Source organism: Microbacterium sp. 77mftsu3.1 (genome assembly GCF_900100525.1).
Taxonomy (GTDB): domain Bacteria; phylum Actinomycetota; class Actinomycetes; order Actinomycetales; family Microbacteriaceae; genus Microbacterium; species Microbacterium aquilitoris.
In genome coordinates this window covers 174,196-199,671 of record NZ_FNCR01000004.1, presented here as the reverse complement: position 1 = coordinate 199,671, position 25,476 = coordinate 174,196, and the positions used below count along the sequence as shown (strand labels likewise).

General features: G+C 69.0%; 24 protein-coding genes, 2 tRNA genes and 1 pseudogene. 8 read left to right on the top strand and 19 right to left on the bottom strand.

Features of this window, described 5'->3' with window-relative positions:
- Window positions 1-14: 14 nt before the first annotated feature.
- From BLR68_RS11770 to BLR68_RS11760, 3 genes are read left to right on the top strand one after another with little or no spacing between them, the layout of a single operon-like run.
- Complete coding sequence (locus tag BLR68_RS11770; RefSeq protein WP_018186580.1) at window positions 15-758, top strand: methionine ABC transporter ATP-binding protein; 744 nt, start codon at window positions 15-17, stop codon at window positions 756-758.
- Window positions 755-1,447, top strand: a complete 693-nt coding sequence (locus BLR68_RS11765) for a methionine ABC transporter permease (RefSeq protein WP_018186579.1) — start codon at window positions 755-757, stop codon at window positions 1,445-1,447. Before BLR68_RS11770 ends, BLR68_RS11765 begins: the two co-directional genes overlap by 4 nt.
- A 46-nt stretch (window positions 1,448-1,493) precedes the next feature.
- The gene (locus BLR68_RS11760; RefSeq protein ID WP_018186578.1) at window positions 1,494-2,303 is read left to right on the top strand and encodes a MetQ/NlpA family ABC transporter substrate-binding protein; all 810 of its coding nucleotides are present in this window, start codon (window positions 1,494-1,496) and stop codon (window positions 2,301-2,303) included.
- 106 nt (window positions 2,304-2,409) lie between these two features.
- Here BLR68_RS11760 and BLR68_RS18220 read toward each other — a convergent pair whose 3' ends face one another.
- Together BLR68_RS18220 and BLR68_RS18215 are read right to left on the bottom strand one after the other, a co-directional pair.
- Complete coding sequence (locus tag BLR68_RS18220) at window positions 2,410-2,667, bottom strand: endonuclease domain-containing protein (protein WP_256335384.1); 258 nt, start codon at window positions 2,665-2,667, stop codon at window positions 2,410-2,412.
- 502 nt (window positions 2,668-3,169) lie between these two features.
- Window positions 3,170-3,241, bottom strand: a pseudogene (locus tag BLR68_RS18215) (hypothetical protein); the annotation flags it as partial.
- Window positions 3,242-3,524: 283 nt separating this feature from the next.
- Here BLR68_RS18215 and valS point away from each other — a divergent pair.
- Window positions 3,525-6,101 carry a valine--tRNA ligase gene (gene valS / locus BLR68_RS11750; RefSeq protein WP_018186576.1) on the top strand — a complete coding sequence of 859 codons (2,577 nt, stop codon included), beginning with the start codon at window positions 3,525-3,527 and terminating at the stop codon, window positions 6,099-6,101.
- Between the two features lies 1 nt (window position 6,102).
- On the top strand, window positions 6,103-6,351 hold the full coding sequence (locus tag BLR68_RS11745; protein WP_018186575.1) for a hypothetical protein: 249 nt from the start codon (window positions 6,103-6,105) through the stop codon (window positions 6,349-6,351).
- Window positions 6,352-6,358: 7 nt separating this feature from the next.
- Here BLR68_RS11745 and BLR68_RS11740 read toward each other — a convergent pair whose 3' ends face one another.
- Both BLR68_RS11740 and BLR68_RS11735 read right to left on the bottom strand, forming a co-directional pair.
- Complete coding sequence (locus BLR68_RS11740; RefSeq protein WP_018186574.1) at window positions 6,359-6,574, bottom strand: hypothetical protein; 216 nt, start codon at window positions 6,572-6,574, stop codon at window positions 6,359-6,361.
- Window positions 6,571-7,173, bottom strand: coding sequence for a winged helix-turn-helix domain-containing protein (locus BLR68_RS11735; RefSeq protein ID WP_026302839.1), 603 nt, complete (start codon window positions 7,171-7,173; stop codon window positions 6,571-6,573). The genes BLR68_RS11740 and BLR68_RS11735 overlap by 4 nt, the downstream gene beginning before the upstream one ends.
- A 94-nt stretch (window positions 7,174-7,267) precedes the next feature.
- On the opposite strand from BLR68_RS11735, the gene BLR68_RS11730 reads away from it, so the two are divergent.
- Window positions 7,268-9,325, top strand: coding sequence for a M3 family metallopeptidase (locus BLR68_RS11730; RefSeq protein ID WP_018186572.1), 2,058 nt, complete (start codon window positions 7,268-7,270; stop codon window positions 9,323-9,325).
- A 66-nt stretch (window positions 9,326-9,391) separates the two neighbouring features.
- Here the strand turns inward: BLR68_RS11730 and clpX are convergent, their stop codons facing one another.
- From clpX to BLR68_RS11705, 5 genes are all read right to left on the bottom strand, one after another.
- Window positions 9,392-10,660 carry an ATP-dependent Clp protease ATP-binding subunit ClpX gene (gene clpX / locus BLR68_RS11725; protein ID WP_018186571.1) on the bottom strand — a complete coding sequence of 423 codons (1,269 nt, stop codon included), beginning with the start codon at window positions 10,658-10,660 and terminating at the stop codon, window positions 9,392-9,394.
- Between the two features lie 130 nt (window positions 10,661-10,790).
- Window positions 10,791-11,456: an ATP-dependent Clp protease proteolytic subunit gene (locus BLR68_RS11720; protein WP_018186570.1), complete on the bottom strand. Its 666-nt coding sequence runs from the start codon at window positions 11,454-11,456 to the stop codon at window positions 10,791-10,793.
- A gap of 17 nt (window positions 11,457-11,473) precedes the next feature.
- Window positions 11,474-12,307: an ATP-dependent Clp protease proteolytic subunit gene (locus BLR68_RS11715; RefSeq protein ID WP_256335383.1), complete on the bottom strand. Its 834-nt coding sequence runs from the start codon at window positions 12,305-12,307 to the stop codon at window positions 11,474-11,476.
- A complete protein-coding gene (tig, locus tag BLR68_RS11710) occupies window positions 12,237-13,775 on the bottom strand; it encodes a trigger factor (protein ID WP_018186568.1) in 1,539 nt (512 codons plus the stop codon). Before tig ends, BLR68_RS11715 begins: the two co-directional genes overlap by 71 nt.
- Window positions 13,776-13,845: 70 nt before the next feature.
- A tRNA-Pro gene (locus BLR68_RS11705) sits at window positions 13,846-13,919 on the bottom strand.
- A 94-nt stretch (window positions 13,920-14,013) separates the two neighbouring features.
- Between BLR68_RS11705 and BLR68_RS11700 the strand changes: the two genes are divergently transcribed.
- A tRNA-Gly gene (locus BLR68_RS11700) sits at window positions 14,014-14,087 on the top strand.
- Window positions 14,088-14,103: 16 nt separating this feature from the next.
- Here BLR68_RS11700 and BLR68_RS11695 read toward each other — a convergent pair.
- From BLR68_RS11695 to BLR68_RS11660, 8 genes are all read right to left on the bottom strand, one after another.
- Window positions 14,104-16,563, bottom strand: a complete 2,460-nt coding sequence (locus tag BLR68_RS11695) for a DEAD/DEAH box helicase (protein WP_018186567.1) — start codon at window positions 16,561-16,563, stop codon at window positions 14,104-14,106.
- A complete protein-coding gene (tatC, locus tag BLR68_RS11690; protein WP_026302837.1) occupies window positions 16,560-17,315 on the bottom strand; it encodes a twin-arginine translocase subunit TatC in 756 nt (251 codons plus the stop codon). Before tatC ends, BLR68_RS11695 begins: the two co-directional genes overlap by 4 nt.
- Window positions 17,316-17,379: 64 nt before the next feature.
- Window positions 17,380-17,634 carry a twin-arginine translocase TatA/TatE family subunit gene (tatA, locus tag BLR68_RS11685; RefSeq protein WP_018186565.1) on the bottom strand — a complete coding sequence of 85 codons (255 nt, stop codon included), beginning with the start codon at window positions 17,632-17,634 and terminating at the stop codon, window positions 17,380-17,382.
- 58 nt (window positions 17,635-17,692) lie between these two features.
- Window positions 17,693-18,652, bottom strand: a complete 960-nt coding sequence (locus tag BLR68_RS11680; protein ID WP_018186564.1) for a helix-turn-helix transcriptional regulator — start codon at window positions 18,650-18,652, stop codon at window positions 17,693-17,695.
- Window positions 18,649-19,647: a helix-turn-helix transcriptional regulator gene (locus BLR68_RS11675; RefSeq protein WP_018186563.1), complete on the bottom strand. Its 999-nt coding sequence runs from the start codon at window positions 19,645-19,647 to the stop codon at window positions 18,649-18,651. The genes BLR68_RS11680 and BLR68_RS11675 overlap by 4 nt, the downstream gene beginning before the upstream one ends.
- Window positions 19,648-19,691: 44 nt before the next feature.
- On the bottom strand, window positions 19,692-20,660 hold the full coding sequence (locus BLR68_RS11670; protein WP_018186562.1) for an FKBP-type peptidyl-prolyl cis-trans isomerase: 969 nt from the start codon (window positions 20,658-20,660) through the stop codon (window positions 19,692-19,694).
- Between the two features lie 4 nt (window positions 20,661-20,664).
- On the bottom strand, window positions 20,665-21,678 hold the full coding sequence (locus BLR68_RS11665; RefSeq protein ID WP_018186561.1) for a tRNA (adenine-N1)-methyltransferase: 1,014 nt from the start codon (window positions 21,676-21,678) through the stop codon (window positions 20,665-20,667).
- A complete protein-coding gene (locus tag BLR68_RS11660; RefSeq protein WP_018186560.1) occupies window positions 21,675-22,355 on the bottom strand; it encodes an HAD family hydrolase in 681 nt (226 codons plus the stop codon). Before BLR68_RS11660 ends, BLR68_RS11665 begins: the two co-directional genes overlap by 4 nt.
- 78 nt (window positions 22,356-22,433) lie before the next feature.
- On the opposite strand from BLR68_RS11660, the gene BLR68_RS11655 reads away from it, so the two are divergent.
- On the top strand, window positions 22,434-23,297 hold the full coding sequence (locus BLR68_RS11655) for a PAC2 family protein (protein WP_018186559.1): 864 nt from the start codon (window positions 22,434-22,436) through the stop codon (window positions 23,295-23,297).
- 10 nt (window positions 23,298-23,307) lie between these two features.
- Here the strand turns inward: BLR68_RS11655 and BLR68_RS11650 are convergent, their stop codons facing one another.
- The gene (locus BLR68_RS11650; RefSeq protein WP_018186558.1) at window positions 23,308-24,141 is read right to left on the bottom strand and encodes an undecaprenyl-diphosphate phosphatase; all 834 of its coding nucleotides are present in this window, start codon (window positions 24,139-24,141) and stop codon (window positions 23,308-23,310) included.
- Between the two features lie 9 nt (window positions 24,142-24,150).
- A complete protein-coding gene (locus BLR68_RS11645; RefSeq protein ID WP_018186557.1) occupies window positions 24,151-25,449 on the bottom strand; it encodes a M20/M25/M40 family metallo-hydrolase in 1,299 nt (432 codons plus the stop codon).
- Between the last annotated feature and the right edge of the window lie 27 nt (window positions 25,450-25,476).

Genomic DNA, 25,476 nt, shown 5'->3' with positions numbered 1-25,476 from the left:
CTTGAGGTCCTTTCGTGCTGTCCCCGTCCCCCGTCGAGCTCGCTCGTGCGGGCGTAGCGTACCCCGGCGGCGTGCAGGGTCTCGCCGACGTGGACCTGACCGTCGCCGAGAGCGAGATCCTCGGGATCATCGGCGAGAGCGGTGCGGGCAAGAGCACCCTCCTGAACCTCCTCACCGGCGAAGTCGCTGCCACCTCGGGCTCCGTAACAGTGCTGGGCTCCGACATCGGCCGCCTCGACCGCGCCGGTCTCCGCCGCCTGCGACGCGAGATCGGCGTCGTGTTCCAGGGGGTCCACCTGCTGTCGAACCGGACGGTCCGGCAGAACGTCGAGGTCGCCCTCTCGCTGCGACCCCGACGGGAGCGGACGGCGAGCGCCGTCGACGACGTGCTGCGCTTCGTGGGGCTTGATCACCGGGCCGATGCCTACCCCGCGCAGCTCAGCGGCGGGCAGCGCCAGCGGGTCGGCATCGCGCGGGCGCTGGTGAGCCGGCCCCGGTTGCTGCTGTGCGACGAGCCCACCTCCGCGCTCGACGCGGCGACCGCGGGCGAGGTCCTCGACCTGCTCCGCGACGCGCGGGACCGCTTCGGGACGACGATCGTCATCGTCACCCACGACCTCGACGTCGTCCGCAGCGTCTGCGATCGGGTCGCCCTGTTCGAGGACGGTCGGCTCGTCGACATCCTCGCGGTCGCGCCGTCGGCACGCGGCGAGCGCGAGACCTATCTCGATCGCGCACGGCGGGAGCTCGGCGCATGAGCGGCGTAGAGGACGTCTTCGCCTCCCTGGGAGCGTCGCTCGCCGAGCGCGGTGACGACCTCGTCGAGGCCCTCGGCGAGACCGGCTACATGCTCGGCGTCTCGCTCGCGGCCGCGGTGGTGTTCGGCCTGCCCCTCGGCGCCGCCGTCTACCTGACCCGTCCCGGCGGGATCCGCCCCCAGCGCCTCGTCTGGTCGGTCGCGAACTTCCTGATCAACGTCATCCGCTCCTTTCCGTTCCTGCTGCTCGTGGTCTTCCTCGTCCCCGTGACCCGGGCGGTCTACGGCACGACCTTCGGGACGCCCGCGGCGACGTTCTCGCTCTGCGTCGTCGCCGTGGCCGTCTACGGCCGGCTGGTGGAGCAGATCCTCCGCGAGGTGAGCCCCGGCATCCCCCGTGTCGCGCAGACCCTCGGCGCGACCGTCCCGCAGACGGTCTGGCGCTTCCTGCTGCCCGAAGCCCTGCCGGGTCTCGTCTACGCGCTGACCTCGGCGAGCATCAGTCTGCTCTCGTACTCGACGGTGCTCGGAGTCGTCGGTGGCGGCGGCATAGGCGACTTCGCGCTGCGGTACGGCTACCAGGAGTACGACAACGTGCTCATGTACTTCACGATCCTCGTCATCCTCGTCATCGTCCTCGTCATCCAGGCGGTCGGCCAGCGGATCTCGGTCCGCCTCGACCACCGCTGAGTCCGGCTCACCACCGGCATCCGTCCCACATCCCACAAGGAGCACCATGTCCCCGCGCCGCCTCACCCTCGCCGCAGCCCTCACCGCCGCCGCCGTCGCCCTCCTCGCCGGCTGCGCCTCCCCCGCCGCGCAGGGCGGCGGCGACGTTCAGACCATCCGGGTCGGCGCCGTGACCTCGCCGATGACCGACATCGTCGAAGCCGCGGCCGACGAGATCGAGGACGGCTACAAGATCCAGCTCGTCGAGGTCGCCGACTACGTCACGATCAACAAGATGCTCGCCGCGGGCGACATCGACGCGAACTTCTCGCAGCACAAGCCCTACATGGAGGAGTTCAACGCCGCCAACGGAGCGGACCTCACCGCCGTGCAGCCGATCTACAACTTCACGATCGCGTTCTACTCGAAGACCCTTGACGACATCGCCGACCTCCCCCAGGGCGCCACCGTCGCGATCCCCAACGATGCGTCCAACACGGGGCGTGCACTGAAGATGCTCGCCGACGCGAAGATCATCACGCTCGCCGAGGGCGTCGACCCCTACGCCGCGACGCTCGACGACATCGCCGAGAACCCGGAGGACCTGCAGTTCCTCGAGCTGCAGATCAACCAGCTCAACACCGCCTACGACGAGGCGGACCTCGTCTTCCAGTGGCCCTCGCACATCGCCGCGCTCGGCCTCACCCCTCAGGACGACGGCCTGCTGACCGAGCTCGACGACCGTTTCGCCCTCCAGCTGGTCGTCCCCGGTGAGAACAAGGATGCCGCGTCCACGAAGGCCCTCATCGACGCCTTCACGAGCGACCCCGTGCGCGACATCATCGACGGCAACAAGACCATCGAGACCGCGTTCTGAGCCGGCACGCACCCCGGTCCGCCGGTCGCTTCGCGAGGAGATGACGCATCCCGAGGGCTGGATCCCGGCATCCGCTCCTCGGGAACCCGCATCTCCTCGCGAAGCGTCACCGGTCTGCGAGGTGGAGCCCCTGCGCCACCGCACGAGTGAGGGTGTCCTGCACCACGTGCCAGCGGTGCACCACCTGCGCGTAGCCGACTCGGATGACGTGGTACCCGAGGAGCAGGAGCTCCGCGTCGTGCGCGTTGTCGCTGTCGCGCTGAGTTCCGACGTGTGCACCCCCGTCGATCTGCAGGATGAGGCGATCGCCGATGAGGAAGTCCACCCGATGGCCGGCTATCCACGCCTGCGGGACGATCGGCACCCGCAGCCAGGCAAGCCGCGGCGGGATGAAGGATTCGACCCGAGCCCGAATAGGGTGACGCGTCGTCAAGGATCGCTCGGGCGCGTCCGCGGAACGGCAACCGGCGTAGCGCCGGTAGCGACACGAGGCCTCGTTCGAGAGCGGATTCCCAGATCGCGAGGGCCTCTTCGAACGGCAGGCAGGCCGCGGTGAGCGCGAGCACGTTCTCTATGGGGTCGACGAGCGCGTCCGGAGCACGCGGCACGATCGGCTCAGCCCAGTGGACGACGGTACCCGGATCCTCGATCCGGACCGCGCCCGAGTGAGCGGATGCCGCCACGTGCGCCGTATCCGCGTGCAGCACCCACAACCCGAGTCGCTGCGCCTGCGTCACGCACGAGATCACGACTCCCGCGCGCGCGGCCGCTCGCAGAACCGGATCACTCGACAGCGTCGCCAGCCATCCCCTCCTCGGTCGCACGAGTTCGCCAGCACGCACCGCCGCGCTCACCGCCCGATCGCCGAAACCGAGCCGCCGTAGCTGCGCGGCTCGGACGATCCCACCGCGCTGCGCCACGGCATCCGTCACCCTCATCCCCCGAGGCTCCGCCCACGCTGCGGGCTCCGCGCAGAGCGGGGCGCAGTCTGTGCAGAGATCGCATATGCGCAACGCTAGGGAGGAGACTCCGAGCGTCGGTTCGCGAGGAGATGACGCGCCCCGAGGGCCGGATCCCGGCATCCGCTCCTCGGGAACCCGCATCTCCTCGCGACGCCGCGTCGCGCCTCGATCCCACCAGCACCCCGGCGGTAGACTGGCGCGGCACCCACACTCAGGCACGCTCACACAGTGCCGCACATATCGCTCGAGGAGCATCACCATGACGAACGCGCACATTCCCGACAAGCCCGCCCTGGAAGGCCTCGAGCAGAAGTGGGATGCCGCCTGGTCCGGCGCCGGCACGTACCTGTTCGACCGCGACGCGGCCAAGGCCAAGGGGCGCGCGGGCGTCTTCTCGATCGACACGCCTCCCCCGACGGCATCCGGATCGCTCCACATCGGTCACGTGTTCAGCTACACGCACACGGACGTCAAGGTGCGCTACGAGCGCATGCGCGGCAAAACGGTGTTCTACCCGATGGGCTGGGACGACAACGGTCTGCCGACCGAACGCCGCGTGCAGAACTACTACGGCGTGCGCTGCGACACCTCGCTGCCCTACGACCCGGACTTCACGCCACCCTTCCGCGGCGACGCGAAGAGCCTGAAGCCGGCTGACCAGGTCCCGATCAGCCGCCGCAACTTCATCGAGCTCTGCGAGGAGCTCACCCTCGAGGACGAGAAGCAGTTCGAGGACCTCTTCCGCAAGCTCGGCCTCTCGGTCGACTGGACGCAGACGTACCGGACCATCTCGGACGACACGATCCGCACGAGCCAGCTCGCGTTCCTGCGGAACCTCGACCGCGGTGAGGCGTACCAGGCCATGGCGCCCACCCTCTGGGACATCGACTTCCGCTCGGCCATCGCGCAGGCCGAGCTCGAGGACCGCGACCAGCAGGCCTCGTACCACCGGGTCGCCTTCCACAAGAGCGACGGCTCGGGCGACATCCACATCGAGACGACGCGTCCCGAGTTGCTGGCCGCCTGCGTCGCCCTCGTGGCGAACCCCGACGACGAGCGCTACCAGCCCTACTTCGGCTCGACCGTGCGCACGCCGCTGTTCGACGTCGAGGTGCCGGTCCTCCCCCACCCGCTCGCGGTGAAGGACAAGGGCACCGGCATCGCGATGATCTGCACGTTCGGCGACGTGACCGACATCATCTGGTGGCGCGAGCTCGACCTGCCGAACCGCACGATCCTCGGCTGCGACGGCCGCATCATCGAGGAGGCCCCCGACGTGCTCGTGACGGATGCCGCCAAGGCGGCATACGCGGAACTCGCCGGCAAGACGGTGTTCAGCGCCAAGAAGCGCATCGTCGAGCTGCTGCAGGAGTCCGGTGAGCTGCTCGAGGTCTCGAAGCCCTTCACCCACCCCGTGAAGTTCTACGAGAAGGGCGACCGCCCGCTCGAGATCGTCTCCACCCGCCAGTGGTACCTCCGCAACGGTGCCCGCGACGCGGAGCTCCGCGACAAGCTCATCGAGATGGGCCGCGGCATGGGCTGGCACCCGGACTTCATGCGCGTCCGTTACGAGAACTGGACGAACGGCCTCACCGGCGACTGGCTCGTCTCTCGCCAGCGCTTCTTCGGTGTGCCGATCCCGGTCTGGTACGGCCTCGACGAGAACGGCGAGCGGGACTACGACCGCGTGCTGACCCCGGATGTCTCCCGCCTCCCGGTCGACCCGACCACGGACGTGCCCGACGGCTACACCGAGGACCAGCGCGGCGCGCCCGGCGGCTTCGACGCCGAGCGCGACATCTTCGACACCTGGGCGACGTCCTCCCTCACCCCGCAGCTCGCGGGCGGGTGGGAGCGCGACCCCGAGCTCTGGGACCTCGTGGCTCCGTTCGACGTCCGCCCGCAGGGTCAGGACATCATCCGCACGTGGCTGTTCTCGACCATGGTGCGCTCGGTCCTCGAGGACGGCCGTGCGCCGTGGACGGATGCCGCCATCTCGGGCTTCATCGTCGACCCCGACCGCAAGAAGATGTCGAAGTCGAAGGGCAACGTCGTGACGCCTGCCGACATCCTCGACGCGCACGGCACCGACGCCGTCCGATACTGGGCGGCCTCGAGCCGGCTCGGCGCCGACGCGGCGTTCGACCCGCAGAACCCGACGCAGGTGAAGATCGGTCGTCGCCTGGCGATCAAGGTTCTGAACGCGGCGAAGTTCGTGCTCTCGTTCCCCGTGCCCGAGGACGCCCGCATCACGCACGCGCTCGATGCGTCGATGCTCGCGACCCTCGATCAGGTCGTCCGGGATGCCACGAAAGCGTTCGACGCGTTCGACCACGCCCGCGCCCTCGAGATCACCGAGTCGTTCTTCTGGACGTTCTGCGACGACTACCTCGAGCTCGTGAAGGAGCGCGCCTATAACCAGGCCGACTCCGGTCAGGCATCGGCCGCGCTCGCCCTCCGCATGGCGCTGTCGACGCTGCTGCGCCTGCTGGCGCCCGTCCTGTCGTTCGCCGCCGAAGAGGCGTGGTCGTGGTTCGAGGAGGGGTCCGTGCACACCGCTGAGTGGCCTGTGCCCGTGGGCATCGAGGGCGACCCTGCCGTGCTCCGCACGGTCGGCGAGGCGCTCATCTCGGTGCGCCGCGCGAAGACCGAGGCGAAAGCCTCGCAGAAGACCCCCGTCGACTCGTTGACGATCACCGGCCCGGATGCGGCCCTCGACGCGATCCGCTCCGCCGAGGGCGACCTCGCCGCCGTCGGACGCATCGCGCAGGTGTCCTACGCCGCCGGGGACACCGTGTCGGTCGGCGACATCGTCCTCACCCCGCAGGAGGCCTGACGTGCAACTCGGAACCCGGTGGACCAGCGGCGACCAGCCGCCCGCAGCCGTGCCGCAGGTCCTGCGCGAGCAGATCGCGGCGGTCGACGCATCCGTGGATCAGGATCCGCTCGGTCAGCCGCGACCGCGGTGGACCCTCACCTGGCTGGAGGGCCGCCCGGTCGCGGAACTCGACACCGGCGTAGTCGTGCGCGTGGACCGCGAGGGTGAGGTCGTCGTCGGTCATCTCGACGACGACGGCATGTCCTGAGCCCGGCTCAGCCGCGGGGGTGATGCGCCAGGTGCGCGACGACGTCGGCACGCGTGTCGTCGATGCGCTCCTCAGCCGCCGATCGAACGAGCGCCTGATCGGCGCGACGCAGCATCCGTGCGGCGACCGCCGCTTGGACCGAGGTCGTCGCCGCCCACAGCGCGGCCTCGAGCCGTGTGGGCCGGACGGTGACGTCCAGCGTGGGGATCGTGATCGTGGTCATCGTCCGTCTCCGTCCTCGGGTAGTGCGAATGCGTCCACCCGGACGGTGAACGGCACGCGGTCGGGGTCTTCCTCGTGGCCGCGCGCGGAAGCGGCGACCTCGTCGACGATCTCGGACAGTCGCCGGATCATGTCCTTCGCCTGATCGGGCGTCAGACGGATGTTGGCGGTCGAGATGATCGCCGTGCCGTCGTCTCCCTTGTCGGGATCGGCGATGCTCTCTGTCACATGCCGCATGAGCTGCTGCTGACGACGGCCGAGGAACTCGTTCATGATGAGCTGGGTCGCCGAGCGACCAGCCGGTGAGGCCATCGCCTCAGGGCTGTCGAACGACACGGACTTGTCGGACCGCTCCCACCACCGCTCCCGGGCGGATCCCCGCTCCGGGATCTCGCGGATCAGGTCCTGCTTCGCGAGGGCTCGCAGGTGGTAGCTGGTGGCGCCCGAGGACTCCCCCGTGCGCTCGGCCAGCGAACTCGCCGTCTGCGGCCCGTACTGCGACAGGATGTCGAAGAGCTGCACGCGGAGCGGATGCGCCAGAGCGCGCAACGCTCCGGCATCAAGGGTGCGGTCCGCCCGCCGCATCGGTGTCTCGCTCATGTTACAAAGATATCTTTGCAAGCGATTCTTTGCAAGCATTCCTTTGCATTCTCGATCGCGCGGGCGGCGCGCGCGGGCGACGTACGCTGGGACGATGACGGATGCCGCGACCAACCCGCTCCTCGCCCCCTCTCCCCTCCCCTTCGACCTGCCGGATTACCCGGAAATCCGCCCGGAGCACTACCTCCCGGCGTTCGAGCAGGCCTTCGCCTCGCACCGCGCCGAGATCGACGCGATCGCGACGTCCTCCGACGTGCCGACGTTCGAGAACACGCTGGTCGCGCTCGAGCGGTCCGGCGAGACCCTCGGGCGAGTCGCGCGCATCTTTTACACCGTGAGCTCCGCCCACGCGACGGCCGAGATCCAGGAGATCGACGAGCAGCTCGCCCCGCTCATGGCCGCTCACCACGACGCCGTGACGCTCGATGCGCGCCTGTACGGGCGGGTCGCCGACGTGCATGCCCGCCTCGACGATCTCGGCCTGGAGGGCGAGGACCGGTACCTCGTAGAGCGCACCTACCGCGAGATGACGGGCGCCGGCGCGGGCCTCGACGAGGCGGACAAGACGGTCCTGACGGAGCTGAACCAGCAGCTGTCCATGCTCACCACGACGTTCGAGAAGAACCTCCTCGCCGACACCAACGACCTCGCCGTGGTCTTCGACGAGGCCGCCGAGCTCGACGGACTCACCGAGGGCGAACTGTCGGCGGCGGCACGCAATGCCACCGAGCGGGGCCTCGAGGGCAAGTACGTCGTCACGCTCACCCTCTTCACGGGGCACCCGTACCTCTCGTCGCTCACCTCCCGGGCGAGCCGCGAACGCCTCATGGCGGCATCCCGATCCCGGGGGCGCCGAGGCAACGCCAACGACAACCGCGAGGTGCTCACCGAGATCGTGCGGCTGCGCTCCGAGCGTGCTCGGGTCCTCGGATACGACTCGCACGCGGCCTACGTCACCGCCGACGAGACCGCCGGCTCCCCCGAAGCGGTGCACGAGCTCCTGCGCCGACTCGCGGTCCCCGCCGCAGAGAACGCGCGCCGGGAGCAGGCAGCCCTGCAGGAGATCATCGACAGCGAAGGTGACGGGTTCCCCCTCGCCGCGCACGACTGGGCCTTTTACACGGAGCGCGTGCGAGCCGCACGGTACGACCTCGATCGGACGGCCCTGCGACCCTGGTTCGAAGCCGAACGCGTCCTCGTCGACGGCGTGTTCCGCGCTGCGACGGATCTCTACGGCATCACGTTCACCGAGCGTGCCGACCTTCCCGCGTATCACCCCGAGGCACGTGTCTTCGAGGTCCGCAACGAGGACGGCTCCCACCTCGGCCTGTACGTCCTCGATCTGTACACGCGCGATTCCAAGCGCGGCGGGGCGTGGATGAACTCGATCGTGTCGCAGTCCGCACTGCGCGGCACGGCGCCGATCGTCATCAACAATCTCAATGTGCCCCAGCCCGCTCCCGGCAGCCCCACGCTCCTGACCCTCGACGAGGTGACGACGCTGTTCCACGAGTTCGGCCATGCGCTGCACGGACTCTTCGCCACCGTCACGTATCCGCACTTCGCCGGCACCTCGGTGTTCCGCGACTTCGTGGAGTTCCCCAGCCAGGTCAACGAGATGTGGATCTTCTGGCCCGAGGTGCTCGCGTCCTACGCACGCCACGTCGACACCGACGAGCCGCTCCCCGCCGACGTCGTCCAGAAGCTCCGCGAGTCCGAGGCGTTCAATCAGGGCTTCGCGACGAGCGAGTACCTGGCCGCTTCCTGGATCGATCAGGCCTGGCACAGTCTGGATGGCGAGGACACCGCCGTCGCCATCGACGTCGACGCGTTCGAGGCCACGGCGCTGGCCGACATCGGTCTCGACAACCCTGCCGTTCCGACCCGGTACTCGTCGACCTACTTCGCGCACATCTTCTCGGGCGGCTACAGCGCGGGCTACTACTCCTACATCTGGAGCGAGGTCCTCGACGCCGACACGGTGGAGTGGTTCCGCGAGAACGGCGGCCTGACGCGCGAGAACGGCGATCGATTCCGCACCCGGCTGCTGGGCGTCGGCGGGTCGAAGGATCCGCTCGATGCCTACCGCGACTTCCGCGGACGCGATGCGCGGATCGAGCCCCTGCTCCAGCGGCGCGGTCTCACCGGCTGAGCCCGGACGAAAAGGGCGCCGCCTCCCTCAGGAGGCGGCGCCCTTTTCGATATCGGATGCCGGTGGTCAGGCGCTCTTGCGCTTCTGCCGCAGGACGAGCGTGGGCGGTGCCCCCTCTTCGACGGCCGCCCGCGTGACGATCACCTTGTCGACGTCCTCCGCCGAGGGGATCTCGAACATGATCGGACCGAGCACGTCTTCGAGGATGGCCCGGAGTCCGCGAGCGCCGGTCTTGCGCGCGACGGCGAGGTCGGCGATCGCGCGGAGCGCCTCCTCCTCGAACTCGAGCTCGACGCCGTCGAGCTCGAACATGCGCTGGTACTGCTTCACGAAGGCGTTCCTGGGTCCGGTCAGGATCTCGATGAGCGCGCTCTGGTCCAGCGGCGACACCGTCGTCACGACCGGCAGACGGCCGATGAACTCGGGGATCAGACCGAACTTGTGGAGGTCCTCGGGGAGCACGTCGCGGAAGACGTCGAGCTCCTGCTCCTTGTCCTGCAGCGGAGCGCCGAAGCCGACACCGTGCTTGCCCACACGCGAGGAGATGATGTCCTCGAGGCCTGCGAAGGCGCCGGCGACGATGAACAGGACGTTCGTCGTATCGATCTGGATGAACTCCTGATGCGGGTGCTTGCGGCCGCCCTGCGGCGGCACGGAGGCGACGGTGCCCTCAAGGATCTTCAGGAGCGCCTGCTGCACGCCCTCGCCCGACACGTCGCGGGTGATCGACGGATTCTCGGCCTTGCGGGCGATCTTGTCGACCTCATCGATGTAGATGATGCCGGTCTCAGCGCGCTTCACGTCGAAGTCAGCGGCCTGCAAGAGCTTGAGCAGGATGTTCTCGACGTCCTCGCCGACGTAGCCGGCCTCGGTGAGAGCCGTGGCATCCGCGACCGCGAAGGGGACGTTCAGACGCTTCGCGAGGGTCTGCGCGAGATACGTCTTGCCGCAACCGGTCGGACCCAGCAGCAGGATGTTGCTCTTGGCGATCTCGATCTCGTCTGCCCGCTGCTCTGCGGACTGGATCGTGCTGCGAGCGCGGACACGCTTGTAGTGGTTGTAGACGGCGACCGCGAGTGCCCGCTTGGCGGGGTCCTGCCCGACGACGTACTCCTCGAGGAAGCTGAAGATCTCGCGCGGCTTCGGGAGGTCGAAGTCCTTGACCTCGCCGTCACCGGACTCCGCCATCCGCTCTTCGATGATCTCGTTGCAGAGTTCGACGCACTCGTCGCAGATGTACACGCCGGGACCGGCGATCAGCTGCTGGACCTGCTTCTGGCTCTTGCCGCAGAAGGAACACTTGAACAGGTCGGCGCTCTCACCGATGCGTGCCATGGTGTTCCCCCTCAGGATTCAGGCCGGTGCAGTCGAGCCTAACCGCAGATCCGGACACCGGGCGGATTGCGACACGGGTGTGGACGACGATGCCCCGCCGACGGGTCGGCGGGGCATCGTCTGACAGACCTCAGGCCGTGATGGCCGCGGGCGTGCGCTTGCGGGACGTGAGCACCTGGTCGACGATCCCGTACTCCAGCGCTTCCTGCGCGGAGAGGATCTTGTCGCGATCGATGTCCTTGTTGACCTGCTCGACGGAGCGGTTCGTGTGGTGAGCCATCGTCTCTTCGAGCCAGGTCCGCATGCGGAGAATCTCCGCCGCCTGGATCTCGATGTCGGACGCCTGACCGTGACCGGACTCGCCGACGGCGGGCTGGTGCATCAGGATGCGGGCGTTCGGCAGGGCGAGCCGCTTGCCGGGCGCACCGGCCGCGAGCAGGACGGATGCCGCCGACGCCGCCTGGCCGAGGACGACCGTCGACACCTGGGGCGAGATGTACTGCATGGTGTCGTAGATCGCCGTCATCGCGGTGAACGAACCACCGGGCGAGTTGATGTACATGATGATGTCGCGGTCGGGGTCCATCGACTCGAGGACCAGCAGCTGCGCCATCACGTCGTCGGCGGATGCGTCGTCGACCTGTACGCCGAGGAAGATCACGCGGTCTTCGAACAGCTTGTTGTACGGGTCCTGGCGCTTGTAGCCGTAGGCGGTGCGCTCCTCGAACTGCGGCAGGATGTACCGGCTCGAGGGCATCATGTCGCTCTGCGCGCGACCGAAGATGGGGGTGTTCATGCGTTGTCCTCCGACGCTCAGTTCTCGGTCCCGCCGCCGCCGGTGACGTCGGCAGCGTGTTCGCGGATGTGGTCGACGAAGCCGTACTCGAGCGCTTCGTCGGCGGTGAACCAGCGGTCGCGGTCACCGTCGGCGTTGATCTGCTCGACCGACTTGCCGGTCTGGGCGGAGGTGATCTCCGCGAGACGGTTCTTCATCGACACGATGAGCTGCGCCTGCGTCTGGATGTCGCTGGACGTGCCGCCGAAGCCGCCGTGCGGCTGGTGCAGCAGGACGCGGGCGTTGGGGGTGATGTAGCGCTTGCCCTTCGTGCCGCTGGTCAGCAGGAGCTGGCCCATCGAGGCGGCCATGCCGATGCCGACGGTGACGATGTCGTTGGGCACGAACTGCATCGTGTCGTAGATCGCCATACCCGCGGTGATCGAGCCACCCGGCGAGTTGATGTAGAGGTAGATGTCCTTCTCGGAATCCTCGGCCGCGAGCAGCAGGATCTTGGCGCAGATCTCGTTCGCGTTCTCGTCGCGCACCTCGGAACCGAGCCAGATGATTCGGTCCTTCAGCAGCCGGTCGAAGACACTGGTCGCCATAAGGGGTTCAGCCATGGATGCTCTCCTGGATTCGTGTTCGTGCTTCGAATCTAGTGGCGCGTTCCGAGCGTCTCGCCCGTGTTCGCCGTGGGCATACCACCGGCGGCATCCACCGCCTCCGGCGACGTGGACGATGCCCGGAAACGACGACGGGCGGCGGGGCCCGAAGGCACCCACCGCCCGTCGATGAGGGTCACTCGCTGTCGGCGGCCTTCTTCGTGGCGCGCTTGGCGGGAGCCTTCTTCGCGGGCTCCTCGGCCGCATCCGCGTCGGCCTTCTTGGCGGCGGGCTTGCGAGCCGGCGCCTTCTTGGCGGCGGGCATCTCGTCCGCGGCGTCGTCGGCGTCGTCCGCCTTCTTCGCGGCGGGCTTCTTGGCCGGAGCCTTCTTCGCGGGGGCCTTCTTGGCGGCGGGCTTCTCGTCCGCGGCCTCGGTGGCCTCGTCTGCAGCCTCGTCGTCCTCGGCGGCGAAGCCGGTCAGGTCGACCTTCTTGCCGTTGGTGTCGACGACGGTCACCTTGCCGAGCGCGACGGCGAGGGCCTTGTTGCGGGCGACTTCACCGACCATCATCGGGATCTGGTTGCCCTCCTGCAGGGCGTTGACGAAGTCCTGCGGCGACATGCCGTACTGCGCCGACGACTGGATGAGGTACTGGGTGAGCTCCTCCTGGGAGACCTGCACCTCGTGCTTCTCAGCGATCTTGTCGAGGATCATCTGCGTGCGGAACTGCTTCTCGCTCGCTTCGGTGACCTCTGCGCGGTGGACGTCGTCCTCGAGGCGACCCTCACCCTCGAGGTGGGTGTGCACCTCGTCCTCGACGAGCTTGGCGGGAACGGGGATGTCCGCCTTCTCGATGAGGACCTCGATGAGCTTGTCGCGCGCGGCGGAGCCCTGCGTGAAGACGGCCTGCTCCGAGACGCGCTCGACGAGGCTCTCGCGGAGTTCGCCGATCGTGTCGAACTCGGAGGCGACCTGAGCGAAGTCGTCGTCGGCCTCGGGGAGCTCGCGCTCCTTGACGGCCTTGACGGACACGGCGACCTCGGCCTCTTCACCGGCGTGGTCGCCGCCGACGAGCTTCGAACGGAACGTGGTGTCCTCGCCGGCGGTGAGCGACTCGATGGCGTCGTCGATGCCCTCGAGGAGCTCGCCCGAGCCCACCTCGTAGGAGACGCCCTCGGCGCGGTCGATCTCGTTGCCCTCGATCGTGGCGACGAGGTCGAGCTCGACGAAGTCGCCGGCCTTGGCGGGACGGTCGACGGTCACGAGCGTGCCGAAGCGGCTGCGGAGCTTGTCGAGCTCGGCATCCACCGCAGCCTCATCGGTCTCGACGGCGTCGACCTCGATGGTGATGTCGTCGTAGGCGGGAAGCTCGAACTCGGGGCGGACGTCCACCTCGACCTCGACCTTGAGGTCGCCGGAGAAGTCCTTCGTGCTCGGCCACTCCACGATCTCGGCGGCGGGACGACCGACGATGCGGACGTCGTTCGCCGTCACGGCCTCGCGGTAGAAGACGTCGAGGCCTTCGCTGACCGCGTGCTCGAGGACGGCCTCGCGACCGACGCGCTGGTCGATGATCGGTGCCGGGACCTTGCCCTTGCGGAAACCGGGGATCTGCACGTCCTGCGCGATGTGCTCGTACGCGTGCGAGATGCTCGGCTTGAGCTCCTCGGGGGTGACCGTGATGTGGAGCTTCACCCGGGTGGGGCTGAGCTGCTCGACGGTGCTGGTGACCATGCCTGTCGTTCTCCTTGTCCGGCCGCGCACACGCGCGTCCGTTCGGTGATCTGGGTTCGTGGGGCCGTTGTCGGGGCGACAGGATTTGAACCTGCGGCCTCCCGCTCCCAAAGCGGGCGCTCTACCAAGCTGAGCTACGCCCCGGGCGCGCACGCTGGCGAGCGCCGAAAAACGGCCGTTGGTAAGTCTAGCCGACCATGTCCGCTACACTCGTCGAGGCGCTGTTGTCAGCGTCGACGGGGATGTAGCTCAATGGTAGAGCCTCAGTCTTCCAAACTGATTACGCGGGTTCGATTCCCGTCATCCCCTCCACACACCCTCGCCCGGCTCACACCGAGCTGTAGGCGACGATCCCCCGCCGGACGGCGTCGAGCGCCTTCCGCGCGGTCACGGCGACGTCCGCGTCCGCGACGATCGAGAGCTGGTCGAGCAGATCGATCGTCTGCTTCGTCCAGCGCACGAAGTCGCCTGCTGCGAGGTCGGCCTCGGAGAGGACCAGATCCAACGAGCCGCCGCGCGCCCACGAGTTCATGGCCTGCGCGAGGCCCGTGGCGAGCGGTTCGGTTCCCGGCAGGTGATGCTCCCGCTCGAGGTCGTCGAGGCGGCTCCAGAGCTCCTGCGTCTTCGTCAGCGCATCGCGGAAAGGACCTCGCGGCAGGCGGTACTCCCCCGCCTCATCCCGACGCGGCTCGTACACGAGGCACGACGCGAGGGCAGCCAAGCCTGCGGCATCCAGGTTCTTCCAGAGTCCGCGACGCAGCGACTCGGCGACCAGGAGGTCGCGTTCGCCGTAGATGCGTCGCATCGTGCGTCCGGCGGCGGTCAGCGCGGCCGCGTCGTCCTCGAAGGCGACGTAGTTCAGCTCGGCGAGGACATCGATGATGCGGTCGAAGATCCGCGCGACGGTGCCGGTGCGGGTCTCGATGTCGCGTCGCGTCCGGTCCGTCCGGCGCCGCAGCTTCCAGTACCGCTCCGCCCAGCGCGCGTGGTTCTCGCGGTCCGGGCAGGAATGGCAGGGATGCCGCTGCATCCGATGTCGCAGGGACTGGATCTCGTTCTGCCGCTGCTGCCGGATGCGGGCGGGCGCGGTGCGGTCGGCGCGGTTGAGCTTCTCTGCGTCGCTGAGGTCGCGACGGATGCCGGAGTACTCGGCGAAGTCGCCCCGGTCGCACGTCATGGACTTCTCGTAGCCGGCGAGGGATGCCTCGGCATCCTTCACCTGGCGGGCGAGGCCGACGACGGCGCGGTCCGCCTGGAACTGGGCGAACGAGGACTCGAGGATCTCGCGGGCACGCTCGCGACCGAACTGGTCGATCAGGTTGACGGCCATGTTGTAGGTCGGGCGGAAGCTCGAGTTCAACGGATAGGTGCGTCGAGACGCGAGAGCGGCGACGGCCTGCGGATCGAGGGACTCGGTCCACTGCACGACAGCATGGCCCTCGACGTCGATGCCGCGCCGGCCGGCACGGCCGGTCAGCTGCGTGTACTCGCCGGACGTGATGGCGACCCGCGCCTCGCCATTGAACTTCTCGAGCTTCTCGAGGACGACCGTCCGCGCCGGCATGTTGATGCCGAGCGCGAGGGTCTCGGTAGCGAAGACCACCTTGACGAGCTTGCGACGGAAGAGCTCCTCGACGACCTCCTTGAACGCCGGCAGCATGCCCGCGTGGTGCGCAGCGACGCCCCGTTCCAGGTTCTCCCGCCACTCCCAGTAGCCGAGGACGGCGAGGTCCTCGTCCTGCAGCGGACGAAGACGGTCGTCGATGATCGCCCGGATCTCATCGCGCTCGGCCGTGTCGGTCAGCCGCACTCCCGACCGCCGGACCTGCTGGACGGCGGCATCGCAGCCGACGCGACTGAAGATGAAGAAGATGGCGGGCAGGAGGTTCGACCGGCCGAGGAGCTCCACGACCTGCGGGCGGTCCATCCGCTCGATGCGCGCCGCCGTCGACGGGCGCACGGGACGCTTGCCACCGCGGTGCGGGCGTCGGCGTTCCTGGTCGCCGCGGGACCGGTACTCGATCGCCCGGCGGTTGTTCTCGTAGGTCGCGGCCTTCGGCGAACGGATGCGGGTGAGTTCCTGGTTCACCTGCGCGGTGGCCACACCGGCACGATCATCGAACAGCGGCAACAGGTCACCGCGGACCAGCACATGCTGCTCGAGCGGGACGGGACGGGTCTCGGAGACGATGACGGCGGTGTCGCCCCGCACGGTGTCGAGCCAGTCGCCGAACTCCTCCGCGTTCGAGACGGTCGCCGACAGCGAGACGAGCCGGACGGCCGGCGGCAGGTGGAGGATGACCTCCTCCCAGACCGGCCCGCGGAAGCGGTCGGCGAGATAGTGGACCTCGTCCATGACGACGTAGCGGAGGCCCCGGAGCGCAGGCGAATCCGCGTACAGCATGTTCCGGAGCACCTCGGTGGTCATGACGACGACCCGCGCGTTCCCGTTGATGTTCGTGTCGCCGGTGAGCAGACCGACCTGGTCCTCGCCGTAGACCTCCTGCAGCTCGCGGAACTTCTGATTCGACAGGGCCTTCATGGGCGTCGTGTAGAACGCCTTGTCCCCCGGCTCCCGCATCGCGAGATGGATCGCGAATTCGCCGACGATCGTCTTGCCGGCACCGGTCGGCGCCGCGACGAGGACGCTGCGACCGTCTTCGAGGGCCTGGCATCCCTCGACCTGGAACGGGTCGAGGTCGAACCGCTGCATCTCGGCGAACGACGCCGAGATCGGATGCCGACGGCCGGACTGCGCACGTGCGTATCGCGCCGCGAAGTCCGTCATGCGATCGGGCCGAGGAGTTCCGCCTCGCGCTTGCGCTTGCGGCGGTCGAACAGCATTGACAGGCCGGCCGCGGCGAAGAAGAGGACCGTGAGGATCGCGGCCAGGATGAGCATGCTGACGACGTCGGCGGAGGGGGTGGCGGCACCGGCGAACACGGTCGCGATCACGATCGCCACCCGCCAGCCCTTCATGATCTCGCGCCCCGTCATGACCCCCGCCAGGTTGAGCGCCACCAGGAACACGGGCGTCACGTAGGAGACCCCGACGACGATCAGGAGCTTGAAGACGAAGTCGTAGTAGTACTTGGCGTCGTAGAAGTTCGACGCCCCGTCGGGTGTGAAGCCCGCCATGAGTTCGACGAGGTGAGGGAGGATGAGCCACCCCGTGAACGCACCGGCGAAGAACAGCGGCACGGCCGCCGCGACGAACCCGATCGTGTAGCGGACCTCTTTACGGGTCAGACCCGGCATGAGGAACGCCCAGATCTGCCACAACCAGACCGGTGCCGAGATCAAAAGGCCGACGGCGAACGCGATCCGGACGCGAAGATCGAAGGCGGAGGTCACCGTCGCGAACATGAGGGTGACGGCGTTCTCCTGGCCGCGTTGCTCCGCCACCACGCGGATCGGCTCCGTGATCGCCCAGATGATCGCGTCGCCGAGCGCGAAGGACACGATCATCCCGACGACCAGTGCCACGGCGGCGATGATGAGCCGCTTGCGGAACTCGCGGAGATGGTCGCCGAGCGACATCCGCTTGTCCCGGAGAGGGGCGTCGTCGGTGGCGGCGGCGTCCCGGTCGGTGGTCGTCACCGCGTCAGGAGGAGGTGGGGCCCTGCGATGGGCCCTGCGCGGGCGGAGGCGTCAGGCCCGTCACCGACGTCGGAGCCTGCGGCTGCTGGTGCGCCGGCGTCTCGGCCGGACCGTCCTCTTCCTTCATCGCCTTCATCTCACCCTTGAACACGCGGGCGGACTGGCCGACGCTCTTCGCGAGGGCAGGCAGCTTCGCCGCTCCGAACAGAAGCAGGATCACCGCCAAGACGACGAGAAGGTGCCATCCTTGCAAGCCCATGAAAGCTCCTCGGGGTAGATGTGACCTCAGTCTAACCGCCCCAGGTGAACAGAGACCCTCAGGCGTACTGCGCGAGCCCGGCATCCGCCCAGGTGCGAGCAGCTTCTCGCGCATCGGGGGGCGAGACGATCTCGACATCGCCGCCGAGCCGCGCCGCCAGCCGCTTGAGGCTGCGTTCATCGCCGACGCGGAGGCTCACCGAGCGGAACTCGCCCTTGCCCCGGACCACGGCGCGCGCCGCGAACTCGCCGAGCAGAGGGACGACGTCCTTGCGGCAGCGCAGCTCGACCACCACGTCGGTCTCGCGCGGCTCGAACAGCCCCGGCAGAGGATCGGCACCGTGCGTGCTCGGGATGTCGGTGAGGACGACGTCCGACACGCGGTCGAGATGGAAGGTACGGATCGCCTGCCGCAGATGGCACCACCCCTGGAGGTACCACTGGCCATCGGCGATGTGGACTTTGACGGGGTCGACGGTGCGCGTCGTCGCGGGCGCGTCGGGAGCCCGGTAAGAGAAGGACACCGCGACGCCTCGCTGCACGGCGTCCGCCACCGTCGTCCGCACGTCGTCGACGACGGGCGTCGCGACGATCACCTCGGCGGGAGCGCTCGATGCGCCGGCGGCGAGTTTGGCGAGCAGACCCTGGACGACCCCGCTGTCGCCCACGCCCGGAAGGCTGGCGGCGAGTTGGAGACCGGCGAGCAGTGCGGCCGCTTCGCGCGCGGTCAGTCTCGGCGTCCGCTCCAGCGCGACGGCATTGGTGATCGAGATGGTGTCCTGCTCGTCGAGGAGGTCCCAGTCGATGTCGAAGAGGTCGTTCGCCATCTGCCAGAAACCGCCGTCGCCGGGGAGCCCGATGACCGTCAGCTTCTCGACCATCGACCGCATCTCATCCGCCTCGACGTCGAAGTCCCGGGCCGCGTCCGCCACAGTGACCTCGCCCTTGGAGATGAGGTACGGGACGAGCTGCAGGATGAGCGACGCCCTATCGGTCGCCACCAGCGGCTGGGCGCTCATGCCCCGACCTCGGCATGGCGATCCCGTGCGCGACGCAGCCGCGACGCGACGAGCTCGGCGAGGTACGGCGGATCGATCACACGGACCTCGGGGCCGTACGAGGCGAGCTCGTCCGCGAAGACCTGGGCGTCGACGTAGGGCACGAGGCATCCCGTCTCATCTTCGGACAGCGCACGACGATGGAGGCGGAGGAGCGCCTCGGTGCCGGGCTCGACCTGCAGCCGCGCCTGCTGGCGGGCGGCGACCGCATCCAGGCCGGCGATCGCCTTCTCGCCCGCTCCCTCTCGCAGGGACAGATCGAAGGACGCCCGCGTCACGACGACGTCCGAAGGGATGCGGGACAGGAGGAACGTGCGCTCGGCGTCCTGCAGGAGGTCGAAGCCGTACACGTGCCAGCGACCGTCGTACTCGACGAGGGCCCACGGCTGCACGCGGCGGCGGTGCGCGGCATCCGACCCGCCCTTGATGTAGTCGAACTCGACGACGCGACCCTGCTCGATCGCCCGCTGCAGCGGCGCGAAGGACGGCTCGCGCAAGCTGATGCGCGGCGCGTAGCCGATGATGGGCGCGTCGACCTCGATCCCCAGCGCCTGGATCTTCCGGAGTCCGCTGCGGGCGGATGCCGACATCGAGCTCTCGCCCCACACACCGCTCGCCAGGTTCAGGACCGCGATCTCGGCCGGGGTGAAGTCGATGTCGACGGGGAGCGAGTACTCCGAGGTGGGGACTCGGTAGCGCGCCTCACGCAGATCGTCGGGATCGGCGTAGTCGCCGATCGTCTCGATCGGCACTCCCAGGGAACGCAGACTGTCCTTGTCTCGTTCGAACATCTTCTCGAGTGCGTCTTTGGACGCCCCGGCCGCACCCTGCTCGCGATATCCGGACACGGACGAGAGGATCGTGTCCTTCGTCAGCCCCTGCTCGGTCGCGAGCAATGCGACCACGAGGTTGACGAGTCGTTCCTCGGGCGCGCTGCGGATCGCTTCGGTGGACACATCGCAATCCTAGGCGCGGGACCGGTGCTCGGCCCCGCGGGAGCTCACTGTGTCGCGGTCGGGGAATCGGTCGTCGGGTCGATCCCGAGGATGTCGATCACGTAGACGAGAGTCCCCGTCGGCGGCTCGTTCTGCGCCGACTGACCCTGGACCTTCGCCATGTCGGACGGAACGACCACGAGCACCTGCGAGCCGACCGTCTGACCCTCGATTGCCCGCGCGAAGCCCTCGGAGAACTGGTCCTTCGCGAACGTCACGGCTTCGCCGTTCTGCCACGTCGAATCGAACACCTCTCCGGTGTTCCAGGCGACGCCCGTGTACTGCAGCCGGGCGCGGGAGTCGGCGGTGATCTTCTCACCGTCGCCCTTCTTGAGGGTCTTGATGACCAGACCCTTCGGCGGCGCGGCGTCGGGGACGATGATCCCCGGCGTGCCGTCAGGCGCGAGGACCACGGTCGGCACGTTGGCACCGTCGACGTACTGCGGGACCCCGTTGGCCGCCGGGAGGAGGACGGTGTTCACGTCGATGACCAGGACGGCCGACGCGCTCTCGGACAGCCCGGCCTGCTGCACGAACGTCGGGTTGATGTCCTTCGCGGGCATCGCCGCGACGATGCGGGCACCGGGCCGCGCGCAGTCGAGCGCCTTGCCGATCGTGGGGAACGACTGCTCGAGGACGTTCAGCGCGACCAGCTTGGTCGGCGCCGACACGAGCGTCTGACCGGTCTGACCGTTCAGCACCGTGATCCCGATCTGCAGATCCTGCATCCCCGACGTGATCGGAGTGCCCTTGCCCGTGGCGAGGTCGGTGTACGCGGTCTTCGACACGTAGACCGGATCGGTCGTGGACGCCGTCGGCAAGCCTTCGGCACCCGTCACATCGACGAGATCGAGCGACGATGCGGGCGCGGTGACACGCTCGCAACCGCTGTCGGAGGGTCCGGACGGGGCGCACCCGACGAGGGCCAGGGCAGTCAGGCCGAGTACGGCCACGGCAGCGGGGATCTGACGCATTCGTTCAGTCTACGGTCTCGCCGGAGCGATCCTCGGCGGCCTGACGGGCACCGCCCGCCGCGCGCTGCGCATCGCGCACGCGCTTGCGGAGGTTCTTGTCGGTGATCTCACGATCCCCCACGGCGCCCGGCGTCCACGCCTCGACATCCTCATCCGCGTACGACGGCTTCTTGAGGGCGCGCTTGCGGACGTCGGGCGGCATCGCTCCGGGGGCGAGGCGCCGTGCCGTGAGCAGGAACCCGGTGTGAGCGACCATCCGGTGATCGGGTCGGACCGCGAGCCCCTCGACGTGCCACCCGCGCACCATCGTCTCGGTCGCCTCGGGCTCAGTGAACAATCCCGAGTGGCGGATGTACTCCGCGACGCGGCTCAGCTGCGTCGCGGTCGCGATGTAGCAGAGGACCACGCCGCCGGGCGTGAGTGCGTCGGCGACGACGTCGATGCACTCCCACGGCGCGAGCATGTCGAGGACGACGCGGTCGACGCTGCCGGGCTCGGTCACCTGTGGGAGCTGCTCGGCGAGATCGCCCACGACGACCCGCCATGACTCGGGGTAGTGGCCGAAGAAGGTCTCGACGTTCGCCTCGGCGACCTCCGAGAACTCCTCTCGCCGCTCGAACGACAGGAGCCGCCCGGACGGACCGATCGCCCGGAGGAGCCACATCGAGAGGGCGCCCGACCCGACGCCGGCCTCGACGACGGTGGCGCCCGGGAAGATGTCGGCGGAGGCGAGGATCTGCGCGGCATCCTTCGGGTACACGATGGCGGCGCCGCGGGGCATCGACATCACGAAGTCGCGCAGCAGCGGGCGGAGCGCGAGGTATTCGTGGCCCCCGCTGTTGGCGACGACAGAGCCGTCGGGCTGCCCGATGATCGCCTCGTGGCGGAGCACGCCGTGGTGGGTGTGCAGCTCGCCGCCCTCGCGGAGGGTGACGGTGTGGAGACGTCCCTTGGGCCCCGTCAGCTGCACACGGTCACCGAGGCGGAACGGGCCACTCGGCCGCAGGTCGGCGCTCATGCGCGGACCCCCTGACGCACCTGTGCGAGGAGGTCGGCGACATCCGCCACCGTTCGTCCCTCGAGGGTCGGCCACAGGACGTGGGCACCGACCTCGTCGAGCGGGACCATGTGCGGGATGCCGACGGTCGCCGTGCCCGCGGCTATCGCCGAGCGCGTTCCGGTGATCGAGTCCTCGAACGCGACGGTGTCGGCAGGGTCCACGCCGAGCGCCTCGCACGCCTGCAGGTACGGGTCCGGGTGAGGCTTGGGGCGGGCGACGTCGTCGCCGCCGATGACAACGTCGAACGCGTCGAAGTCGATGAGGTCGGTGATGACCCGCGCCATCCGGCTCATCGACATCGTGACGAGAGCGGTCGGGATGCCGGCGTCCCGCAGGTCGCGCAGCAGTTCGCGGGCGCCCGGCCGGAAGGGGACACCCTCCTCGCGGAGCTGGCGCATGACCTCCTCGGTGAGGTGGGCGACGATCTCGTCGACCTCCATGCGCACGCCGGCGCCCTGGAGGATGCGGGCCGCGTCCTCGAGCCCGAGTCCCACCATCCCCAGTCCGTCGTCATGGGTCCAGGTGCCGCCGAAGCGTTCGACGAGCGGGGTCTCGGCAGCCATCCAGTACGGCTCGGTGTCGACGAGGGTGCCGTCCATGTCCCAGAGGACCGCGGCGGGAAGGGGGGAGATCACCGGTCAATGCTACGCGAGCGCATCCGCCCGCCTCGGGGGCAGCGGCGTATCGTGGGGGTACCGACAGAGAGGACGTCCGTGCAGGGACTGGGACAGCGGGTGCTCGTGATCGCCGTCGACGGCTGGAACGACGCCGGAGAGGCGGCCACCGCTGCGGCCTCGCAGCTGCGGACCTCCGGCACGTTCGAGAAGGTGTTCGGCGTCGACCCGGAGCTGTACTTCGACTACCAGTACACGCGGCCGCAGATGCAGGTGGATGCCGACGGCGCCCGTCGCCTGGTCTGGCCCGACGCGACGCTCTGGCGTCCGGCGACACCCCGCGAGGACGGTCCCGACCTGTGGCTCCTCACCGGCACGGAGCCCGCCCGCGCGTGGCAGGCGTTCTCCGCCGAGTTCATCGACGCGGCCCTCCGAGAGGACATCACCGGCATCGTCGCCCTCGGTTCCATGATGAGCGACGTCCCCCATACCCGGCCGATCTCCGTGTTCGCCGGTTCCGAGAACGAGGAGCTCCGCTCGTCGCTCGGGCTGGAGCGATCGACCTACGAAGGCCCCGTCGGCATCCTTTCGGCTCTCGCCGCCGCCGGCGAGGCGGCCGGCATCCCGACGGCCGGGCTCTGGGCGAGCATCCCCCACTACGTCGCCGGGCACACCCCGTCCCCCAAGGCGACGCTGGCGCTCCTCGACAAACTCGAGGAGATCACGGGTGCCTCGATCACCCGCGGCGCGCTGCCCGCGGAGGCCCTCGCGTGGGAGGCGTCGGTCGATGCCGCCGCCGCGGACGACGAGGAGATGACGGAGTACATCCGCCAGCTCGAGACCGCGCGCGACGCCTGGGACTCCCCCGAGGCATCCGGCGACGCGATCGCGCAGGAATTCGAGCGCTACCTCCGCCGGCGGGGCGACGGCCCGCGCGGGCCGAAGGACGACCCGCGCCGGTGACCGGCCCCGCTCAGTAGGCCTGCAGGACGCCGAAGGCGAGCAGGATGAGCAGCACGACGCCGAGGACGACCCGGTAGAGCACGAACGGCAGGAAGCTGCCGCGCTTGAGGTAGCGCATCAGGTAGGCGATGACCACGAGGCCGACGCCGAACGAGACCACCGTCGCGATCGCGGTCTCGCCGAGGGTGAACGGCGACTGACCGGGCTCGCGGATCGCCTGCAGGAGCTCGTACAGCCCGCTGCCGAAGACGGCGGGGACGGCGAGCAGGAACGCGACCTCGGCGGCGGCGGGACGCGTGTACCCCATGGCGAGCGCGGCCGTCGTGGTGGCCCCGGAGCGCGAGACGCCGGGGACGAGGGCCAACGACTGCGCGACGCCGAGGGTGAGCCCGTGCCCGATAGTGAGGTCCTTCTCGGTGCGGACGCGCTTTCCGAGCGCGTCGGCGATGCCGAGGATGATGCCGAAGACGATGAGGACGGTCGCCACGAGCCAGAGGTTCCGGAAGGTGTCGCGGATGACGTCTTGGAACAGGAAGCCGAGCACGCCGATCGGGATCGTGCCGATGATGACGATCCATCCCATACGGGCGTCGGGATCGTTGCGCGGCACACGCCCGGTGAGCGACTTCGCCCATGCGGCGACGATCCGCACGATGCGGTTCCAGAAGTAGACCAGGACCGCGAGCTCGGTGCCGATCTGGGTGATGGCGGTGAAGGTCGCACCAGGATCCTGCGCGTTGGGGAGGAACTCCCCCACGATGCGCAGATGCGCGCTCGAGGAGATCGGGAGGAACTCTGTCAGGCCTTGGACGATACCCAGGATGATGGCGTCGAGGATCGACATGGGGGCCTTTCAGTACGTGCGGATCAGATCGGTGAGCACACGCTGCCCGAAGACGAGGGCGTCGATCGGGACGCGTTCGTCGACACCGTGGAACATCCCGGTGAAGTCGAGGTCGGCGGGCAGTCGCAGCGGCGCGAACCCGAACCCGGCGATGCCGAGCTCGGCGAGGGCCTTGTTGTCGGTCCCTCCCCCCATAAGGTACGGGATGACCGGGATTCCGGGATCATGGCGCCCCAGCGCGCCGACCATCGCGTCGACGAGGTCTCCGGCGAACGGCACCTCGAGTCCGATGTCGCGGTGGACGACCTCGATGCGGATGTCGTCGCCGACGATCCGCTGCACCTGCGCGAGGACCTCGTCCTCGTGCCCCGGCAGGGTTCGGATGTCGATCGCGGCGGTCGCGGCATCCGGGATCACATTGTGCTTGTACCCGGCGGTCAGACCGGTCGGGTTGGTGGTCGTCCGGAAGGTCGAGCGCAGGAAGGCGGATGCCGCGCCCGCCGTGTCGGCGACGGCGTCGGGGTCGTCGGCCAGGGTCCCCGAGACGTCGGCGAGCGATCCGACGAGCTGACGCGTCGTCGAGGTGAGTTCGATCGGCCACCCGGTGCGCCCGAGTGCGGCGACCGCCTCGGCGAGCCGGGTCACCGCGTTGTCGGGGTGGTGGCGACTGCCGTGCCCGGCCTGCCCCGTGGCGTGGAGCCGGATCCAGATGAGCGCCTTCTCGCCGACCTGCAGCAGGTAGGCGCGCTCGTCACCCACGGCGATCGAGTAGCCGCCGACCTCGCTGATCGCCTCGGTCGCGCCGGCGAACCATTCGGCGCGGTCGCGGACGACCAGCTGGGAGCCTTCGACGCCGCCGTTCTCCTCATCTGCGAAGAAAGCGAGGACGAGGTCCCGCTCGGGTCTCTCCCCCGCCCTGAGCAGCTCGGCGACCGAGGTGAGGATCATGGCGTCCATGTCCTTCATGTCGACGGCGCCGCGGCCCCACAGCATCCCGTCCTTCACGACACCCTCGAAGGGATCGACGCTCCAGTCGGCCGCGACGGCGGGAACGACGTCGAGGTGTCCGTGCAGGACGAGCGCATGCTTGTCGGGATCGCGTCCCGGCACCCGTGCGACGACATTCGTGCGCCGCGGGATCGGCTCGTAGTACTCGGGGACCAGCCCCAACGACTCGAGGTACGCGCCGACGTACTCGGCGGCCTCGCGCTCGCCGTTCGCGCGTCCTTCGCCGTAGTTCGTCGTGTCGAAGCGGATCAGATCGCGGGCGACGCGCGCGACCTCGGGCAGATCGTCGGGAGCGGACATGCGCCCCACGCTACCCGCGGCGCACCG

Excerpts from the sequence above, each read along its gene's own strand:
- BLR68_RS11765 (WP_018186579.1), top strand. The coding sequence starts at position 755 with ATGAGCGGCGTAGAGGACGTCTTCGCCTCCCTGGGAGCGTCGCTCGCC.
- BLR68_RS11650 (WP_018186558.1), bottom strand. The coding sequence starts at position 24,141 with ATGTCGATCCTCGACGCCATCATCCTGGGTATCGTCCAAGGCCTGACA.
- BLR68_RS11670 (WP_018186562.1), bottom strand. The coding sequence starts at position 20,660 with ATGCGTCAGATCCCCGCTGCCGTGGCCGTACTCGGCCTGACTGCCCTG.
- BLR68_RS11735 (WP_026302839.1), bottom strand. The coding sequence starts at position 7,173 with ATGAGCGAGACACCGATGCGGCGGGCGGACCGCACCCTTGATGCCGGA.
- BLR68_RS11760 (WP_018186578.1), top strand. The coding sequence starts at position 1,494 with ATGTCCCCGCGCCGCCTCACCCTCGCCGCAGCCCTCACCGCCGCCGCC.
- BLR68_RS11645 (WP_018186557.1), bottom strand. The coding sequence starts at position 25,449 with ATGTCCGCTCCCGACGATCTGCCCGAGGTCGCGCGCGTCGCCCGCGAT.
- BLR68_RS11715 (WP_256335383.1), bottom strand. The coding sequence starts at position 12,307 with ATGCGGCCGAGGAGCCCGCGAAGAAGGCTCCCGCCAAGCGCGCCACGA.
- valS (WP_018186576.1), top strand. The coding sequence starts at position 3,525 with ATGACGAACGCGCACATTCCCGACAAGCCCGCCCTGGAAGGCCTCGAG.
- tig (WP_018186568.1), bottom strand. The coding sequence starts at position 13,775 with ATGGTCACCAGCACCGTCGAGCAGCTCAGCCCCACCCGGGTGAAGCTC.
- BLR68_RS11695 (WP_018186567.1), bottom strand. The coding sequence starts at position 16,563 with ATGACGGACTTCGCGGCGCGATACGCACGTGCGCAGTCCGGCCGTCGG.
- BLR68_RS11730 (WP_018186572.1), top strand. The coding sequence starts at position 7,268 with ATGACGGATGCCGCGACCAACCCGCTCCTCGCCCCCTCTCCCCTCCCC.
- BLR68_RS11740 (WP_018186574.1), bottom strand. The coding sequence starts at position 6,574 with ATGACCACGATCACGATCCCCACGCTGGACGTCACCGTCCGGCCCACA.
- clpX (WP_018186571.1), bottom strand. The coding sequence starts at position 10,660 with ATGGCACGCATCGGTGAGAGCGCCGACCTGTTCAAGTGTTCCTTCTGC.
- tatA (WP_018186565.1), bottom strand. The coding sequence starts at position 17,634 with ATGGGCTTGCAAGGATGGCACCTTCTCGTCGTCTTGGCGGTGATCCTG.
- BLR68_RS11680 (WP_018186564.1), bottom strand. The coding sequence starts at position 18,652 with ATGAGCGCCCAGCCGCTGGTGGCGACCGATAGGGCGTCGCTCATCCTG.
- BLR68_RS11665 (WP_018186561.1), bottom strand. The coding sequence starts at position 21,678 with ATGAGCGCCGACCTGCGGCCGAGTGGCCCGTTCCGCCTCGGTGACCGT.
- tatC (WP_026302837.1), bottom strand. The coding sequence starts at position 17,315 with ATGTCGCTCGGCGACCATCTCCGCGAGTTCCGCAAGCGGCTCATCATC.
- BLR68_RS11720 (WP_018186570.1), bottom strand. The coding sequence starts at position 11,456 with ATGAACACCCCCATCTTCGGTCGCGCGCAGAGCGACATGATGCCCTCG.